The 17,154-nt window shown below is 66.1% G+C and carries 12 protein-coding genes and 1 tRNA gene; 8 read left to right on the top strand and 5 right to left on the bottom strand.

Going from position 1 to position 17,154, the window contains the following annotated elements; translation table 11 throughout:
- Positions 1-26: 26 nt before the first annotated feature.
- From J2X62_RS13700 to J2X62_RS13680, 5 genes are all read left to right on the top strand, one after another.
- Complete coding sequence (locus tag J2X62_RS13700; RefSeq protein ID WP_371832728.1) at positions 27-608, top strand: rhomboid family intramembrane serine protease; 582 nt, start codon at positions 27-29, stop codon at positions 606-608.
- Between the two features lie 112 nt (positions 609-720).
- Complete coding sequence (locus J2X62_RS13695; protein ID WP_027497666.1) at positions 721-1,479, top strand: cyclic nucleotide-degrading phosphodiesterase; 759 nt, start codon at positions 721-723, stop codon at positions 1,477-1,479.
- 21 nt (positions 1,480-1,500) lie between these two features.
- Positions 1,501-2,286, top strand: coding sequence for a ribonuclease PH (rph, locus tag J2X62_RS13690; protein ID WP_027497665.1), 786 nt, complete (start codon positions 1,501-1,503; stop codon positions 2,284-2,286).
- Positions 2,279-2,893: an RdgB/HAM1 family non-canonical purine NTP pyrophosphatase gene (rdgB, locus tag J2X62_RS13685; protein WP_032384489.1), complete on the top strand. Its 615-nt coding sequence runs from the start codon at positions 2,279-2,281 to the stop codon at positions 2,891-2,893. Before rph ends, rdgB begins: the two co-directional genes overlap by 8 nt.
- 2 nt (positions 2,894-2,895) lie before the next feature.
- Positions 2,896-3,705 (top strand): alpha/beta fold hydrolase, encoded by an 810-nt coding sequence (locus J2X62_RS13680; RefSeq protein WP_310181222.1) that lies wholly within the window; start codon positions 2,896-2,898, stop codon positions 3,703-3,705.
- 2 nt (positions 3,706-3,707) lie between these two features.
- On the opposite strand, the gene J2X62_RS13675 is transcribed toward J2X62_RS13680, so the two are convergent.
- The 4 genes from J2X62_RS13675 to J2X62_RS13660 all read right to left on the bottom strand — a co-directional run bounded on the left by J2X62_RS13675 (position 3,708) and on the right by J2X62_RS13660 (position 5,361).
- Entirely contained in the window at positions 3,708-4,061 is a 354-nt protein-coding gene (locus tag J2X62_RS13675; protein WP_027497662.1) for a DUF3817 domain-containing protein, read from the bottom strand.
- Positions 4,058-4,459 carry a glucitol operon activator gene (locus tag J2X62_RS13670; RefSeq protein WP_032374595.1) on the bottom strand — a complete coding sequence of 134 codons (402 nt, stop codon included), beginning with the start codon at positions 4,457-4,459 and terminating at the stop codon, positions 4,058-4,060. Before J2X62_RS13670 ends, J2X62_RS13675 begins: the two co-directional genes overlap by 4 nt.
- A gap of 89 nt (positions 4,460-4,548) precedes the next feature.
- Positions 4,549-5,208: a maleylpyruvate isomerase family mycothiol-dependent enzyme gene (locus J2X62_RS13665; RefSeq protein WP_032374594.1), complete on the bottom strand. Its 660-nt coding sequence runs from the start codon at positions 5,206-5,208 to the stop codon at positions 4,549-4,551.
- 71 nt (positions 5,209-5,279) lie between these two features.
- Positions 5,280-5,361 (bottom strand) — tRNA-Leu (locus J2X62_RS13660).
- Positions 5,362-5,444: 83 nt separating this feature from the next.
- Between J2X62_RS13660 and J2X62_RS13655 the strand changes: the two genes are divergently transcribed.
- On the top strand, positions 5,445-6,203 hold the full coding sequence (locus J2X62_RS13655) for a TetR/AcrR family transcriptional regulator (protein WP_032374509.1): 759 nt from the start codon (positions 5,445-5,447) through the stop codon (positions 6,201-6,203).
- Between the two features lie 30 nt (positions 6,204-6,233).
- Here the strand turns inward: J2X62_RS13655 and J2X62_RS13650 are convergent, their stop codons facing one another.
- The gene (locus tag J2X62_RS13650; protein ID WP_143544786.1) at positions 6,234-6,722 is read right to left on the bottom strand and encodes a hypothetical protein; all 489 of its coding nucleotides are present in this window, start codon (positions 6,720-6,722) and stop codon (positions 6,234-6,236) included.
- 676 nt (positions 6,723-7,398) lie between these two features.
- On the opposite strand from J2X62_RS13650, the gene J2X62_RS13645 reads away from it, so the two are divergent.
- Both J2X62_RS13645 and J2X62_RS13640 read left to right on the top strand, forming a co-directional pair.
- Complete coding sequence (locus J2X62_RS13645; RefSeq protein WP_310181218.1) at positions 7,399-16,698, top strand: polyketide synthase; 9,300 nt, start codon at positions 7,399-7,401, stop codon at positions 16,696-16,698.
- On the top strand, positions 16,698-17,090 hold the full coding sequence (locus J2X62_RS13640; protein ID WP_008715184.1) for a holo-ACP synthase: 393 nt from the start codon (positions 16,698-16,700) through the stop codon (positions 17,088-17,090). The genes J2X62_RS13645 and J2X62_RS13640 overlap by 1 nt, the downstream gene beginning before the upstream one ends.
- Positions 17,091-17,154 lie beyond the last annotated feature (64 nt).

The following is a 17,154-nucleotide window of genomic DNA, read 5'->3' as shown; positions in this document are numbered from 1 at the left end:
CCGGTGAGCGAGTGCGGCCCGCGTGGATGCAGGCAGCCGTCTTCGTCGGAGGATTCGTGGCGCTGCTGTGGATCATCGAGATCATCGACGTCGCGAGCGGTTCACGGCTCGAGCAGAACGGTATCGAGCCTCGTTCCGCCGACGGCTTGTGGGGCATCCTGTTCGCGCCCGTGCTGCACGACGACTGGCAGCACCTGATCGCCAACACGGTTCCCCTGATCGTGCTCGGTTTCCTGGTGTTGCTCTCGGGCATCGCGCGTGGTCTGGCTGCCACCGGGATCGTCTGGGTGATCGGCGGCGTCGGTACCTGGCTCACGGCCAGCACCTACAGCAACACGATCGGCGCGTCGATTCTGATCTTCGGCTTCATCACGTACCTGCTCGTTCGTGGATTCTTCACTCGACAACTCGGCCAGCTCGCGATCGGGGTCGTGGTGTTCGTGCTGTACGGCAGCGCGCTGTGGGGCGTGCTGCCGAGCGATCCCAACATCTCCTGGCAGGGCCATCTGTTCGGCGCAGTGGGTGGGGTCGTCGCAGCTCGGCTGCTGTCAGCCGACGCCCGGGCCGACAGAGCGCGCGCCAGAGCACTCGATCGTCCCACTCCGTAGGCGGTAGGTAACCGCGAGCACAGCTGTGTTCGGGCGTGAAATTCGCCGACTCGCGCGGTCAATACTGCCCGAACGTTTCGAGTGACGCGCTCGGCGTGGCAGCATGGCTTACATGCGAATTACCGTCCTGGGATGTTCGGGCAGTGTGTCCGGACCCGATTCACCCGCGTCGGGTTACCTCCTGGAAGAAGAGGAGACCGCGCCGGTCGTTCTCGACTTCGGGCCCGGCGTCCTCGGGGCGTTGCAGCGTTATGTCGATCCGGGTGACGTGAGCGTTCTGCTTTCGCATCTGCACGCCGATCACTGCCTCGACGTTCCAGGTCTGCTCGTGTGGCGTCGCTACCATCCGAACCCGCCGGAAGGGCGCGCGATCGTCTACGGACCCAAGGACACTGCGTTTCGGCTCGGAGTGGCGTCGGCCGAGTGCGGCGGTCAGATCGACGACATGTCCGACACCATCGATCTACGCCGCTGGGTGGACGGCCGGACCATCGAATTCGGACAGCTGTCGATTCTGACCCGGCAGGTGTTCCATCCGCCGGAGTCGTACGGCATGCGGGTCACCACCGGTGGCGGAAAGACATTCGCGTACAGCGGCGACACCGGTATGTGCCAGGCGGTGCAGGATCTGGCTCAGGGTGCCGATGTCTTTCTCTGCGAGGCGTCGTGGACCGACAGCCCGGATCGGCCCGAGGGCGTCCACCTGTCCGGTATCGAGGCCGGTCGCATCGCTCGGGAAGCTGGAGTGGGGGAGCTGCTGCTCACCCATATTCCGCCCTGGACGTCTCGCGAGGATGTCATAGCCGAGGCGAAGGCAGAGTTCAGCGGACCGGTGCATGCCGTCGAGCCAGGGGACGCCTTCACCGTATGACGACGCGCTAGGCTTCGAGTCGTGTCCAGACGAGAAGACGGCAGAGCGGACGACGAGCTCCGCACCATCAAGATCACCCGCGGATTCACCACTCACCCGGCAGGGTCGGTGCTGGTCGAATTCGGCAACACCAGGGTGATGTGCACGGCCAGCGTCGAGGAGGGCGTACCGCGCTGGCGGAAGGGATCCGGCCTCGGCTGGCTCACCGCCGAGTACGCAATGCTTCCCGCTGCCACCCACACGCGTAACGGACGCGAGTCCGTCAAGGGCAAGGTCGGCGGCCGCACTCAGGAGATCTCCCGATTGGTCGGACGCTCACTGCGCGCGTGCATCGATCTGGCAGCGATCGGCGAGAACACGATCGCCCTCGACTGCGACGTGTTGCAGGCCGACGGCGGCACCCGTACTGCTGCCGTGACCGGAGCGTTCGTGGCTCTCAGTGACGCTGTCACCTACCTACGAGCAGCTGGACGCCTGGCCGACCCGCAGCCAATCTCGTGCATGATCGCCGCGGTCAGTGTCGGCGTCGTCGACGGCCGGGTGCGTCTCGACCTTCCGTACGAAGAGGATTCGCGAGCCGAGGTCGACATGAACGTCGTTGCGACCGACACCGGAACTCTGGTGGAGATCCAGGGAACCGGCGAGGGCGCGACCTTCCCGCGCACGACCCTCGACAAGCTCCTCGACTCGGCGTTCGTCGGTATCGACAAGCTGTTCGAGGTGCAGAGGGAGGCGCTGGCGTTGCCGTACCCGGGGGATCTGCCCGAGCCTGCCACCGCAGAAACGAAGAAGAAGTTCGGTGCCTGACACCAAGCTGCTGGTAGCCAGTCGTAACGCGAAGAAGCTGCGCGAGCTGCGCCGGGTGCTCGATGCCGCCGGCCTCATGGGTATCGAGTTGGTCGGTCTCGACGAGGTGCCGCCGTTTCCCGAGGCACCCGAAACCGGAGCGACGTTCGAGGACAACGCGGCGGCCAAAGCGCGCGACGGTGCGGCGGCAACCGGGTTGCCTTGCGTCGCCGATGATTCCGGAATCGAAATCGACGCATTGAACGCAATGCCCGGTGTGCTCTCCGCGCGCTGGTCCGGAACTCACGGGCAGGACGAGGCCAACACGGCGCTCGTGCTGGCGCAGCTGAGCGATACCCCCGACGAACGACGCGGGGCGGCTTTCGTGTCGGCGTGTGCGTTGGTGGTCCCGGGCGGAGCCGAGACCGTCGTTCGCGGCGAGTGGCGCGGCGTTGTAGCGCGAGAGCCGTTGGGGGAGAACGGATTCGGATACGATCCGATCTTCGTGCCGGAGGGGGACGGCCGCAGTGCCGCGCAGTTGGCTCCGGACGAAAAGGACGCGGCCTCTCATCGCGGCCGCGCGCTCCGCAAGCTGGTTCCTGCTCTCGAAGCGTTGACAGGGCGATAGTCGTGGCGGCGCGGGCAGTGTTGACGAGAACCACGGTCGTGCTCGCTGCCGCTGCCCTGTGTTCGGTGGGAACCCCCGCTTCGGCAGCGCCGGTCGCGGGATCGTTCGCCGAGGCCTTGGTCTACTCGGTGGCCCATCCAGGTGCGACGCCGGCGGGCGCGAACGATTACTCGTGCGTTCCCAGCGCTCGACATCCCGAACCGGTCATCCTGGTACACGGGTTCCTGGAGAACTCCTACGCGAACTGGTCGTCGCTGTCACCGGCCCTGGTCGACGCCGGATACTGCGTGTTCGCACTCGACTACGGCAACACCGGGCCGGTGCCCGGGTTGGGAGCGCTGGGAACGATTCCCGAGAGTGCCGCGGAGTTGTCCACGTTCGTCGATTCCGTCCTCGAGTCGACTGGCTCATCGAGGGTGTCGATCGTGGGCCACTCGAAGGGCGGCACGGTGCCGCGCTACTACGCCCGCTTTCTCGGCGGTGATCGCACCGTCTCGCGCATAGTGGCGCTGTCTCCGCCGAACTATCCGACCGCCGGTCCACCTGTGCAGGGCGACGTGCTCGAGCGGTTGAACAAGGGCAGCGACACGGTCGCGGGGATCGATTACACGACGATCGTGACTCGATACGACCAGGTTGTCGTTCCACACACGGCGTCGCTCCTCACCGGTTCGGGAAATACGAACGTGGTGCTGCAGGACGTATGCCCCGGCAATGTCGTCGAACACACAGGAATCTCGTACGATCCGCTGGCGCAGCGGCTGGTGGAGAACGCGCTGGATCCGGAGAACGCACAGCCGATCACCTGCTGACGTCAGACGCCGAAGTCGGCCTTGACCTGCTTGGTGCGCTTGTGTTCGACGTAGAACGACAGGAACGGAACAGTTCCGGCGAGCAGGGTGCCGATGGTCCGACCGGCCGGCCACCGCACCTTGATGGCAAGGTCGATCGTCAGGATCAGGTATACGAGGTAAACCCAACCGTGCACTACCGCAATCCAGTTGGGCACATTCTCGACCTTGAAAATGTACTTCGCGACCATTTCGGTCACGAGGACGAGCAACCAGATACCGGTGACGTAGGCGAGCACGCGATAGCGCAGCAGCGCCGACGCAATCTTCCGAGTCTTGTTGGTGGACGCCTTGGTCTTGTCCGGTGCCGAACTCACGTGGTGCTCCTGTCGGTCCCGCGGGATTCGTTCAGCTCCGCGAGGTAGCTGTTGTACTCGAGAAGTTGCCTGGCCTCGGGGTCGTCCAGATCGCCGACGTCGGGGTCTGCCACGCGGCGCTGGGGGAGCAGATCGAGAGGGACCTCGGTCGGTCCGTCGGGCTGCCCGGCGTCGGGCTCGTCCTGGTCCTCGTCTTCGAGGCGGACGAACTTGCGGTAGGCGTAGACGACGAACGCCGCGAACAAGGGCCACTGGAACGCGTAGCCGAGGTTCTGGCCGTTACCGCCGACCGCCTCGAAGCGTTCCCACTGCCACCAGCCGAGACCGAGACATACCGCCGCGGACACGATCACCAGCGCAATGAGCGCGGGTCGACGCTTCGGGCGGGATGAGGTCACCACTCGACGGTACCGGAGCGACTACTACCGAAGGTAGTCACATCGGGTGGTCGGCCGGTGATTCTCACCATGGACGAGCCGGGTTCGACTCACGACCGACGACGGTTCGCCCGTGCTTCGGCAAGTTGCTCGGCACCCGGGCCGGTGATGTCGGCGAGAGCGCTGCTGCGCCCCGTCAGCACCAACGCCAGGGTGCCCGCCGATCCTTCGACGACGGGGCCCTCGCCCCGACTCCAGTCCAGATCGGTTGCGCGCCACTGCAGTCGAAGATCGGGTCCTTTGAACGGTGCCGCACCGCTTTCCGGCACCAGGAAGTCGAGCATCGTAACCATGCGATGCTCGGGAACGTGGTGCTCGATTCCCAGCGGCCTGCACACATCGAGCCCGTGCACGATGACGTCGGACAACGGGGCCAGCGGACCGTGGCCCGGCGGGGTGAACTTCTTGTCTGCGTGAGCTGTCAGGAGCGCGGGTAATTCGTCGCCGTGCTTGCGCTTGATTCGCTGGGTCATCATCTGATTGGCCCGGTCGAAGTTCCCTCGAGTGCGCACCATGGCGAGTCCGAACTGCCAGAGCGGGACGATCAGGGGCACCACGAGATGGGCGGCGACGTCGCGGACCGTCCAGGCGTCGCACAGCGATGGGGTGTCCCACTGTTCGGGTGTCAGGGTGTCGAAAGTGCTTGCGAGAGAGCGTCGTTCGTCGGAAGTTGCGGCGAAGATCGCGTCGTCGTCGGGATCGCTGGACATACGAGCCACCTTCACACGTTGAAACCGGTAGACCTGGGAGTCTCGAGAAAAGCCGGGTCGAACGACCGTTGTGCGCGAGGGGGGACTTGAACCCCCACGTCCTGAGACACTGGAACCTAAATCCAGCGCGTCTGCCAATTCCGCCACTCGCGCGTGCCGGTGAAGTCTACAACCGATGCTGCTGTGCGTGCGACGCGGTTCTTCGAGCCACGTCGACGTCCGATTAGGCTCGCCGGGTGGTGAAGAAGGAGAACTCGTTCGATCCGGCGCGCATCCTCGAACTGCTGTGGCGGGTCGACGCGAAACCGAGCCGAACCGGCCTGAGCGTCGACGCGATCGTCGACGCGGCCATCGAGATGGCCGATACGAACGGGTTGGAGTCGGTGTCGATGCGCAATGTGGCCGAGCATCTGGGGGTCGGTGCGATGTCGCTGTACACCCACGTGCCGGGGCGTCAAGAGCTGACGGACCTGATGATCGATCGGTCCCTGGCAGATCTGTATGCACACGTCGACGAGCCGGCATCGGTTCCCGGAGGGTGGCGGCCCGCGTTGCGATTCGTTGCCGAGCGCAATTGGGAGCTCTATCAACGACATTCGTGGCTGCTCGACGCCGTCGGTGCGCGTCCGGTGCTCGGTCCGCACACCAACGACAAGTACGAGGCAGAGCTGCGCACCCTCGTCGGTACCGGGCTCGGTGACGTCGAGATCGATTCGGTGTTGACACTGGTTCTCACTCACGTCTCGGGGACCGCGAGAGCCTCGGCCGCCGTCGATCGGGTGAAGAAGCAGTCGGGGATGTCCGACGCTCAGTGGTGGGCGGCTACCGCACCCGTCATCGAGCGGGTGATGACGCGCGAGCGTTTTCCGGTGTCGTCCCGCATCGGGACGGCCGCGGCGACGTCGTACGACGCCGCCAGCGACCCCGTGCATGCCTATCGTTTCGGTGTGGAGTGCATCCTCGATGGCGTCGAGGTGATGATCTCGCAGAGGTGATGATTTCGCAGAGGTGATGATCTCGCAGAGTCAGCTCGCCGATCGGAGCGCAGCCTCGGAGTGACGCTGCGGCGGCCTGCGCAGCTTGTGCTGGTAACGCCAGAGCGCGTGCTCGAGCGAGGCGAGATCGACGTGGAGTGCGTCCGCTACGGCGTCGAGAATCACGGGGGAGCGCTCCTCGGCGATGTCGGCGGCCAGGTCTCGATGGAGTGGTTCGAGAGCGTCGGCAACGAACGCGGTCAGATGTGCGGTCGCCTTGTCGGTGCGTACGCCCAGATGCATGAGCATGCACTCCCAGGTGGTCTCGCCGAGGCCAGGGATCGCGCGGAACGCATCGAAATGTTCCTTCGTGTGCTGCTCGAAATCGGTCGAACGGCTCAACCCCACCGAGATCAACGTCTGTGCCGCCACGGCTGCTGCCGCCGCCTTGGTTCGGCTGTTTCCTGGAACGAGCTGACGGTTGCACAGGATCTGCACGAGCTGATCCGGATCCGAAGTCAGTTCTGCAAGGGTTGTCAAGTCGTCGAGTCGGTTATCGCCTCGGTGTGACCGCCACCGTCCGATGACCGCTCGCACCCCACTGGTCGGTCCTCCATAAGGAGCGCGCGCGGAGAAGATCGCGTCGAGTAGCGCCGCCTCGGATTCGCCGCGCCACCCCGGTGTCCAGTGCGGTGAATTCGATTGCGAGGCACACGATTCGATGTGCAATAGCATTGCTTCGAGCTCGCCCGTCGTGCAAGTGTCCGTAACCGATGAATACATGAATTCCCCCCGGAGTTCGTCGACCGCCCTATCGGATGCGGTTCGTAGGAGAAAGCTAGACGACCCCACCGACAGGTCACCGGACGCTCGTGGAGTGCTCGAGATCACATCACAAAAAGATAACGAAAAATGCGAGGGTTCCCTCATGTTTCGCCGTCGCCGCCGAGTCTCCCGCCAGGGTCGATGCGGGTTACTCGCGAGTTGGGTAAACAAAAAGTAAAGGCGCTTGCGCGGACGTACTCGCTGGTAGCACTCGGACGTCCGAACAAACCTGAGGATTTCCTCATGATTTTGTGTCAACCTGGAGCAGCGCGAAGGAGACCTGTCGACGAAGACAGGCTCACGCTTTGCCCTGTTGCCCACGACGCACCACGGCAGTCATCACAGCGAACGCCTCGACCCCCCGAGACGTCCACGAGAGGAATCTTCAGCCTTGACGATCAACGAGAGCACACCATCACACGGACGCGGCTCGCGAAGCACAGGCAACGCAGGCAAAGCCCCTAGAAGCAGTGGCGGCTCTCGGACTCTGGCAGATCGATTCGCCGCGGGCGAGCCGTACGCCCTGGCGTTCGGTGGTCAGGGTGCGCCCTGGCTGAGTTCGCTCGAAGAGCTCGCGCGCGATTCCGCACTCGAGCCCGAACTGACCGATCTCGTCAACGAGGCCGCAGCAGTGCTCGCGCCCGTGTCCGACGAGCTGCTGGTCGTCCGCTCGGTCGGCTTCGACCCGATCGGTTGGATGCTCGAGCAGGACCTCGCCGACGACGACACCGCCGGCTCCTACGGGCCCTCCGAAGCGGCACTGACCTCGGCTGCGGTGTCTCTGCCGGGCGTCTTCCTCACTCAGGTCGCCGCGTTGCGCGCGCTGAAGCTGCAGGGCCTCGACCCCGCCCAGACCCCGCCGGTCAAGGTGGTCGGACACTCGCAGGGCCTCATCGCCGCCGAGTCCGTCGCCGCGGACGGCGCACAGGACGCCAACTTCCTGGCCATCGCGCAGTTGGTCGGTGCTGCTGCCGGACTCGTCGGACGTCGCCGCGGCATCATCGGTGCCGGTGACCGTGCGCCGATGGTCTCGGTCGGCAACGTCGAGCCCGAACGTCTGCAGGCGATCGTCGACGAGCTCGAGATACCGGGAGCACCCGAACGCTCCGCTGCTCTGGCCATCCGCAACGGTCGTCGCCGCGTCGTGCTGTCCGGGCCGCCGGCTCAGTTGGCTCGCGTGCAGGAGAAGTGCGAGCAGATCGCGGCTCGGGAAGAACGTGAGCGCGATGCCAAGAAGCGCGGCGGCGCGGTGTTCGCACCCGTCTTCGAGCAGCTCCCGGTCGAGATCGGCTTCCATCACCCCGCATTGAACGACGCCGTGGAGCTCGTCGACGCCTGGGCGCAGCGGTGCGGTCTCGACGCCGCCCTGGCCCGCGAACTGGCGCAGAAGATCCTCGTCGATTCCGTGGACTGGGTCGACGCCATCGACGGTGTCGTCGAGGCCGGCGCGGACTGGATCCTCGACCTCGGACCCGGTGACCTCCTCACCCGCATGACCACCCCGGCGCTGCGTGGACAGGGCGTCGGCATCATCGCGGCATCCTCGCGCGGCGGCCACCGAAATCTGCTCACTCCCGGTGCCGCTCCCGAGGTGCAGCCGGCATGGTCGGCATTCGCGCCCAAGCCTGTGACGCTGCCCGACGGCCGTGTCGTCGTGGAGACCTCCTTCACCAAGATGACCGGGCGTTCGCCGATCCTGCTCGCCGGCATGACGCCGACGACGGTCGACGCGAAGATCGTCGCGGCCGCAGCCAACGCAGGCCACTGGGCCGAGCTCGCCGGTGGCGGACAGGTCACCGAGGACATCTTCACCGACCGCGTCGCCGAGCTCTCCACGTTGCTCGAGCCCGGCCGTGCCATCCAGTTCAACTCGCTCTTCCTCGACCCGTACCTGTGGAAGCTGCAGCTCGGCGGTCGCCGCATCGTGCAACGTGCCCGTGCAGCGGGTGCGGCCATCGACGGCGTCGTCGTCACGGCAGGCATCCCCGAACTGGACGAGGCAGTGGCTCTCATCGAGGAGCTCTCCGAGGCCGGCATCAGCTACGTCTCGTTCAAGCCGGGTACCGTCGCGCAGATTCGCGCCGTGATCCGCATCGCCAACGAGGTTCCGTCCTACCAGGTCAACGTCCATATCGAGGGTGGCCGCGCAGGCGGACACCACTCGTGGGAGGACCTCGACGACCTACTGCTGACCACCTATGCCGAGCTCCGCTCGCGCCCCAACCTGGTGATCTGCGTCGGCGGCGGTATCGGAACACCCGAGCGGGCCGCGGACTACCTGACCGGAACCTGGTCTGCCGTGCACGGATACCCGAAGATGCCCCTGGACGGCATCCTCGTCGGTACCGCTGCAATGGCCACTCTCGAAGCCACGACGGCTCCCGAGGTCAAGCAGCTTCTCGTCGACACGCCGGGAACTCCCGACTGGGTCGGGGCCGGAACCGCCAACGGCGGAATGGCCTCCGGCCGCAGCCAGCTCGGTGCCGACATCCACGAGATCGACAACGCGGCATCGCGTTGCGGTCGGCTGCTCGACGAGGTCGCCGGCAACGCCGACGCCGTGGCCGAGCGCCGCGACGAGATCATCGCCGCACTCGACGGCACCGCCAAGCCGTTCTTCGGCGACGTCGCCGAGATGACCTACCAGCAGTGGCTGAGCCGCTACCTGGATCTAGCCATCGGAACGGACTCACGCAGCGAATTCGACTGTGGCGGCGAGTTCACCGATGCGGTGACCGAGGCCCGTGAATCGGTGTGGCTCGACGTCACCTGGCGCACGCGCTTCCTCGAAATGCTGCAGCGCGCCGAGGCACGCTTGCACCCGGTCGATCGTGGCCCCATCCCCACCCTGTTCGCCGACGCCGAGGTACTCGAGCGTCCCCGCGCAGCACTGAAGTCGCTGCTTGCTCAGTTCCCCGACGCCGGTGACGTGATTCTGCACCCGGCCGACATCACCTTCTTCACCTCGCTGTGCCGCATGCCGGGTAAGCCGGTCAACTTCGTTCCCGTCGTCGACGGTGACGTGCGCCGCTGGTGGCGCAGTGACTCGCTGTGGCAGGCACACGATGCCCGTTACTCGGCCGATCAGGTCTGCATCATCCCCGGAACCGTTGCCGTCGCCGGTATCACTCGCGTCGACGAGCCGGTGGGCGAACTGCTGAACCGCTTCGAGAAGGCCACCGCGGACCAGCTTCTCGCCGAGGGCGTAGAGCCGGCGGCCATCGCCAGCCGACGCCACGCCGAGATCGCACCGGGACTGCTGGGCATCGTGCTGGCAGCACCCGACGTCACGTGGGCCTCGCGTATGACGCAGAACCCCGTTGCACGCCTGGGCGATCCGGCCGACTGGACCGTCGACTCCGACACCGTCGCGACGCACCCACAGACCGGCTCCTCCTTGACCGTGCTCGACTCCGAGCACGTCGAACTGCTGGTCCCGCTCGCCCCGGGCAAGGAAGTGCGCATCCGTCTGACGGTGCCTGCCTCCACCATCGACGGCGGCGCTCCCGTCGTCACCGCACAGGATGCTCAGCAGGCCATGTCGGCACTGCTCGGAGTTGCTGCCGGCCAGGAGCTTCCGGCCGTCAAAGGCGGCGTCGCGCGGCTGAACATCGCGTGGGTTCCCGATCTGATCGCCGACCATGCCGGCGTCACCGGATCCGGACTGCCCGACACACTGACCGTCAGCGGAAAAGCTGTTCCCGACGTTCTCGTCGGTGCCTGCTGGCCCGCCGTCTTCGCCGTCCTCGGTGCGACCCGTAACGCCGAGGGCATCGACGTCATCGAGGGCATGCTCGACCTGGTTCACCTCGATCACAGCGTCAACCTCGTCGGTGAATTGCCCACCGACACTTCGATTCTCGTGGTCAAGGCCGCAGCAGGAGAGGTGCTCGATACCGACCTCGGTCGCGTCGTCGAGGTCACCGTCGAGATCGGTGCCATGCTCGGTGAGGGTCTCGACGCCCCGGCCGTCGCAACTCTGGTGGAGCGCTTCGCCATTCGTGGACGCACCGGCAAGGGCGAGTTGGTGGATCCGGCTCGCGCCGGCGGTTCGCTGAGCGCCGATGCCAAGGACACCCCGCGCCGTCGCCGTCGCCAGGCCACCATCGTGGCCCCGCGCAACATGGCCGCATTCGCGCAGGTCTCGGGCGACCACAACCCGATTCACACCTCCGATGCCGCGGCGTTGCTCGCCGGCCTCGGTAGCCCGATCGTGCACGGCATGTGGCTCTCGGCTGCGGCGCAGCAGACCGTCACTGCAGTCGACCACGAGGACACCAAGACTCCTCCGCGTCGTCTCACTGCCTGGACTGCTCGTTTCCTCGGAATGGTCCGTCCCGGAGCGGAGATCGACGTTCGCGTCGACCGCACCGGATTCGATCAGGGTGCCGAACTGGTCGAGGTGTCCTGCCGAGTCGGCGGCGAACTGGTCATGGTCGCCACCGCACGCACCGCCGCGCCGAAGACCGTCTACGCGTTCCCCGGCCAGGGCATCCAGCGCCCGGGTATGGGACTGGACGCACGCGCTCGCTCCAAGGCCGCGCGTGAGATCTGGGAGCGAGCCGACAAGCACACCCGCAGCGCGCTCGGCTTCTCCATTCTCGCTGTCGTGCGCGACAATCCGACGTCGCTCAAGGCCCGCGGGGTCACGCACAAGCATCCCGACGGTGTGCTGCACCTGACGCAGTTCACCCAGGTTGCGATGGCCGTTCTCGGTGTCGCACAGGTTGCCGAACTGCGCGAATCCGGAGCGTTCGTGGAGAATTCGATTCTCGCCGGCCACTCGGTGGGTGAGTACAACGCTCTGGCAGCCGTTGCCGGTGTGCTCCCGCTCGAGGCCGTTCTCGAGGTCGTCTTCCAGCGTGGCTCGGCCATGCACGCACTCGTTCCCCGTGACGAGAACGGCCGCAGTGACTACCGTATGGCTGCCATCCGCCCGTCCCAGATCGGCCTGGCCGACGAGGACGTGCAGGGCTTCGTCGCCGGTGTCGCAGAAGAGTCCGGTGAGTTCCTCGAGATCGTCAACCTCAACCTGCGTGGCTCGCAGTACGCCATCGCAGGCACCGTTGCCGGCCTCGGTGAGCTCGAGAAGAAGATCGCCATTCGCCGGGCAGAGTTCGGCGGCAAGGCCGCCTACATCATGGTTCCGGGCATCGACGTGCCGTTCCACTCGACGGTTCTGCGCGGTGGAGTCGACGATTTCCGTAGCCGCCTCGAGACCCTGCTGCCCGAGCAGCTCGATCCCGCGATCCTGGTCGGTCGCTACATTCCGAACCTGGTGCCCAAGCCGTTCTCGCTCGACCGGGCCTTCGTTCAGGAGATCGCCGACCTCGTACCGTCCGAGCCGCTGAACACCGTTCTCGCAGAGTTCGATTCGTGGGCCGCACGGCCGAGCGATCTGTGCCGCGTGATTCTGACCGAATTGCTCGCATGGCAGTTCGCCAGCCCGGTCCGGTGGATCGAGACTCAGGATCTGCTCTTCGCAGACGAGTCCGACGGCGGTATGGGCGTCGAGCGTTTCGTCGAGATCGGGCTCGGTGCAACACCCACCGTGGCCAACCTCGCGTCGCAGACTCTCAAGCTGCCCGGCCGCTTCGGGCACCCGGTCGAGGTACTGAACCTCGAGCGCGAAGCCGCGATCGTCTACGGCACCGATACCGACCCGGCTCCGGCCGACGAGGACGAGGCGACTCCCGCTCCCGAAACCGCTGCTCCCGCAGCAGCGGCCGCTCCGGCTGCAGCACCCGCTCCGGCCGCGGCACCGTCGGGTGGACCTCGTCCCGACGACATCGCCTTCGTCGCCGCCGACGCGACGAAGATCCTCATCGGACTGTGGACCAAACTGCAGCTCGACCAGATCGGGCCCGCCGACACCATCGAGGCACTGTGCGACGGCGTGTCCTCACGTCGTAACCAGCTGCTCGTCGACCTCGGCTCCGAGCTCTCACTCGGTGCCATCGACGGTGCAGCCGATGCCGACATGGGCGCGCTCTCGGGCACGGTCAACAAGCTGGCTCGTACGTACAAGCCGTTCGGCCCGGTGCTCAGCGATTCGATCAACGATCACCTCCGCAAGGTCTTCGGCCCCTCGGGTCGACGCCCGGCCTCGATCGCCGATCGCGTCAAGAAATCCTGGGAACTAGGCGACGGATGGGCGCATCACGTCACCGCCGAGGTCGCTCTCGGCACCCGTGACGGTGCCTCGGTCCGCGGCGGTGCACTCGGCGGCCTGGCCGACGGCGCTCTCGCCGACGGCAATGCTGTCGACAACGTCATCGATGCGGCAGTAGCTGCGGTGGCCGCACGTCGCGGAATCGCAGTCTCGATGCCGCAAGCAGGCGGTGGGGCCGGCGGAACCGTCGACGCTGCTGCTCTGGGCGAGTTCACCGAGCACATCACCGGTCGCGACGGCGTTCTCGCCTCCGCAGCCCGGTTGGTGCTCGAACAGCTCGGCCTGGCGGACGCACCCAACGCGCTGCTGGCCGAGAACCCCGATGCTGCTCTGGTGGAGCTGGTTTCGGCCGAGCTCGGCTCCGACTGGCCTCGCCTCGTCGCTCCCGCGTTCGACGCCAAGCGCGCTGTGCTGATCGACGACCGGTGGGCAACTGCCCGTGAGGATCTGGCTCGGTTGTGGCTCGGCACCGCAGGTGACGTGGCCGTCGAGTCCTTCGCCGGTGCAGGCAATGCCGTTGCAGCTCAAGCACAGTGGTGGAAGGCCAAGGCCGACTACGAGAACAAGACCGTGCTCGCCGAGACCTTCGGACGCATCGCAGACATCGCGGTCGCATCCGAGGACAAGGGACAGTGGGCCGACGACGTCGCAGTCGTCACCGGTGGCAGCAAGGGATCCATCGCCGCGGCAGTGACCGCTCAGTTGTTGGCCGGGGGAGCGACGGTCTTCGTCACCACCTCGCGGCTCGACGACGAGCGCCTGGGCTTCTACCGCTCGCTCTACCGCGACAATGCACGCAACGGAGCGTCGCTGTGGGTGGTTCCGGCCAACATCGCGTCGTACACCGACGTCGATGCCCTCATCGAGTGGATCGGCAGCGACTACATCGACACTGCCGGTGGCGCAAAGACATTGGTCAAGGCAGCTGCCACTCCGACGATGCTGTTCCCGTTCGCCGCACCTCGGGTCATGGGCGAGATGTCCGACGCCGGAGCTCGCGCCGAGATGGAAATGCGCGTGCTGCTCTGGTCGGTCGAGCGTCTGATCACCGGACTGTCGAAGGTCGGCTACGACAACGACATCGACACTCATCTGCACGTGGTACTACCCGGATCGCCGAACCGCGGAATGTTCGGTGGCGACGGTGCCTACGGTGAGTCGAAGGCCGCACTCGATGCAGTCGTCGCGAAGTGGGGCTCGGAGAAGAACTGGGCCGAACGGGTGTCCATCGCGCACGCTCACATCGGGTGGGTTCGCGGAACCGGCCTGATGGGCGGCAACGATCCCATCGTCGAGGCCGTCGAAGCCGAAGGTGTCCGTACCTGGTCGACCGAGGAGATGGCGACCGAGCTGCTGCGGCTGTGCACCCTCGACGCACGTCGTCAGGCTGCTCAGGAGCCCATCGTCGCCGATCTGACGGGTGGCTTGGCCAACACCAAGCTCAACCTCGTCGAGCTTGCTCGCGACGCGGCCGCTGCTGCGGCCGAGAAGGCCGACGAGGCCGTGGACAGTTCGGTCATCGCCGCGCTGCCTGCACCTCCGCGGCTCGCCCCGACCACTGCTCCGGCGTGGCCCGCCCTCGATGTCGATCCGAAGGACCTGATCGTCATCGTCGGTGCAGGTGAGCTCGGACCTTACGGTTCGGCGCGTACTCGCTTCGAGATGGAGGTCGACGAGCAGCTCTCTGCCGCAGGCGTTCTCGAACTCGCGTGGAACACCGGCCTGATTGCCTGGGAGAACGATCCCAAGCCGGGCTGGTACGACATCGAGTCCGGTGACCTCGTTCCCGAGGAGGACATCGCCGACAAGTACCACGACATCGTGGTCGAGAAGTGCGGTATCCGCACGTACGGCGACGACGGCGCAATGGTCGGTAACACCGCTCCGCTGATGACCTCGATCTTCCTCGACAACGACCTCACGTTCGTCGTCGGAACCGAGATCGACGCACGGTCGTTCGCGGCTGCCGATCCCGAGCACACGCTGATCACACCGGTTCCCGATTCGAGCGACTGGCAGGTCACTCGCAAGGCGGGCACCGAGATTCGCGTTCCGCGCAAGATGAAGCTCACCCGTACCGTGGGTGGTCAGATTCCGACCGGATTCGACCCCACCAAGTGGGGCATCTCGCCCGACATGGCGAGTTCGGTGGATCGTGTTGCCCTGTGGAACATCGTCACCACGGTCGACGCCTTCATCTCCTCGGGCTTCAACCCGTCGGAACTGATGCGCTGGGTGCACCCGACGCTCGTCGCCAACACTCAGGGCACCGGCATGGGCGGCATGGAGTCCATGCGCTCGCTGTACATCGACACCCTGCTCGGCGATGCTCGTGCGAACGACATCCTGCAGGAGGCTCTGCCGAACGTCGTTGCTGCACACGTGGTTCAGTCGTACATCGGTAGCTACGGCGCGATGGTTCACCCCGTCGCCGCCTGCGCAACCGCGGCCGTCTCGGTCGAGGAGGGCGTCGACAAGATCAAGCTGGGCAAGGCGCAGCTCGTGGTCGCCGGCGGATTCGACGACCTGAGCACCGAAGGCATCATCGGCTTCGGTGACATGTCGGCCACCGCGGACTCGGCAGCGATGTCCGCCAAGGGAATCAGCGATCGACGCTTCTCCCGGGCAAACGACCGCAGGCGCGGAGGATTCGTCGAATCGCACGGCGGCGGAACGATTCTGCTCGCTCGCGGCGATCTGGCGCTCGAGATGGGCCTGCCCGTCCTCGGAGTGGTGGCCTACGCACAGTCGTACGGCGACGGAGTGCACACGTCGATCCCGGCTCCGGGACTCGGCGCACTCAGCGCCGGTCGCGGCGGCAGGGATTCAGCACTCGCGCTCTCGCTCAACGCACTCGGCGTCAGCGCAGACGACGTGGCCGTGATCTCCAAGCACGACACCTCGACTGCAGCCAACGACCCCAACGAAGCCGAGTTGCACACCCGCCTCGCCAAGGCCATCGGTCGTTCGGACGGCGCTCCGCTGTTCGTCGTCTCGCAGAAGTCCCTCACCGGGCACTCGAAGGGCGGAGCGGCTGCCTGGCAGCTCATCGGCCTGTGCCAGGTGCTGGCCAACGGTGTCATCCCGCCGAACCGCAGCCTCGACTGCGTCGACGACAAGATGACCGGTTTCGAGCACTTGGTGTGGGCTCGTGAGCCGCTGCGCTTCGGTGACTCGGTTCCGCTGAGGGCGGGTCTGCTCACCTCGCTCGGCTTCGGGCACGTGTCCGGACTCATCGCGCTGGTGCACCCGCAGGCATTCCTCGAGGCCGTTCCGGCCGAGCGGCGTGCGGAGTACATCGCGAAGGCGAACGAACGTCGTATCGCCGGTCAGCGCAGGCTGATCTCCGCGATGGTGGGTGGCGACTCCCTCTACGAACGGCCCGACGATCGACGACTGGGACATGACGGGACGCCGGCCAAGGCGTCACGCGAACTGGAGGCCAACGTGTTGCTCAACGAGTCCGCTCGCCTCGGCGAGGACGACGTCTACTCCTCCGGTCTGCCGGGTGCCATCTGATGGCAATCCTGGGAGTGGGTTTCGACCTGGTGACGGTGTCCGACTTCGCCGAGCAGATGGAGAAGGTCGGCACGACGATGATTCGCGACAGCTTCACCGCGGGTGAACGTCGGCACGCGGCGACCAAGAGCTCCGACCCGACGCGGCACTACGCAGCACGGTGGGCAGCCAAGGAAGCAGTTCTGAAAGCTTGGGCGACATCACGTTTCGCACGGCCGCCGCAGATCGGCGACAATCCGTACCCGTTGATCGAGGTCGTCAACGATGCGTGGGGCCGACCGTCCATCAAGCTGCACGGCATGGCGCAGGAGTTTTTGCCGACGGTCAAGATTCACCTGTCGCTGACGCACGACGGCGATATCGCCGCCGCGGTGGCGATCCTGGAGGAGTAACTCCGCGCTGAACGACGACGAAGGCCCGTCCGATCCACGAGATCGGGCGGGCCTTTCGTGTGGC

This window comes from Rhodococcus sp. 3258, from assembly GCF_031456475.1.
In the GTDB taxonomy this organism is placed as follows: domain Bacteria; phylum Actinomycetota; class Actinomycetes; order Mycobacteriales; family Mycobacteriaceae; genus Rhodococcoides; species Rhodococcoides fascians.
Note: the sequence above shows the minus strand (reverse complement) of the source record. Positions and strands in the feature narration are given on the sequence as shown.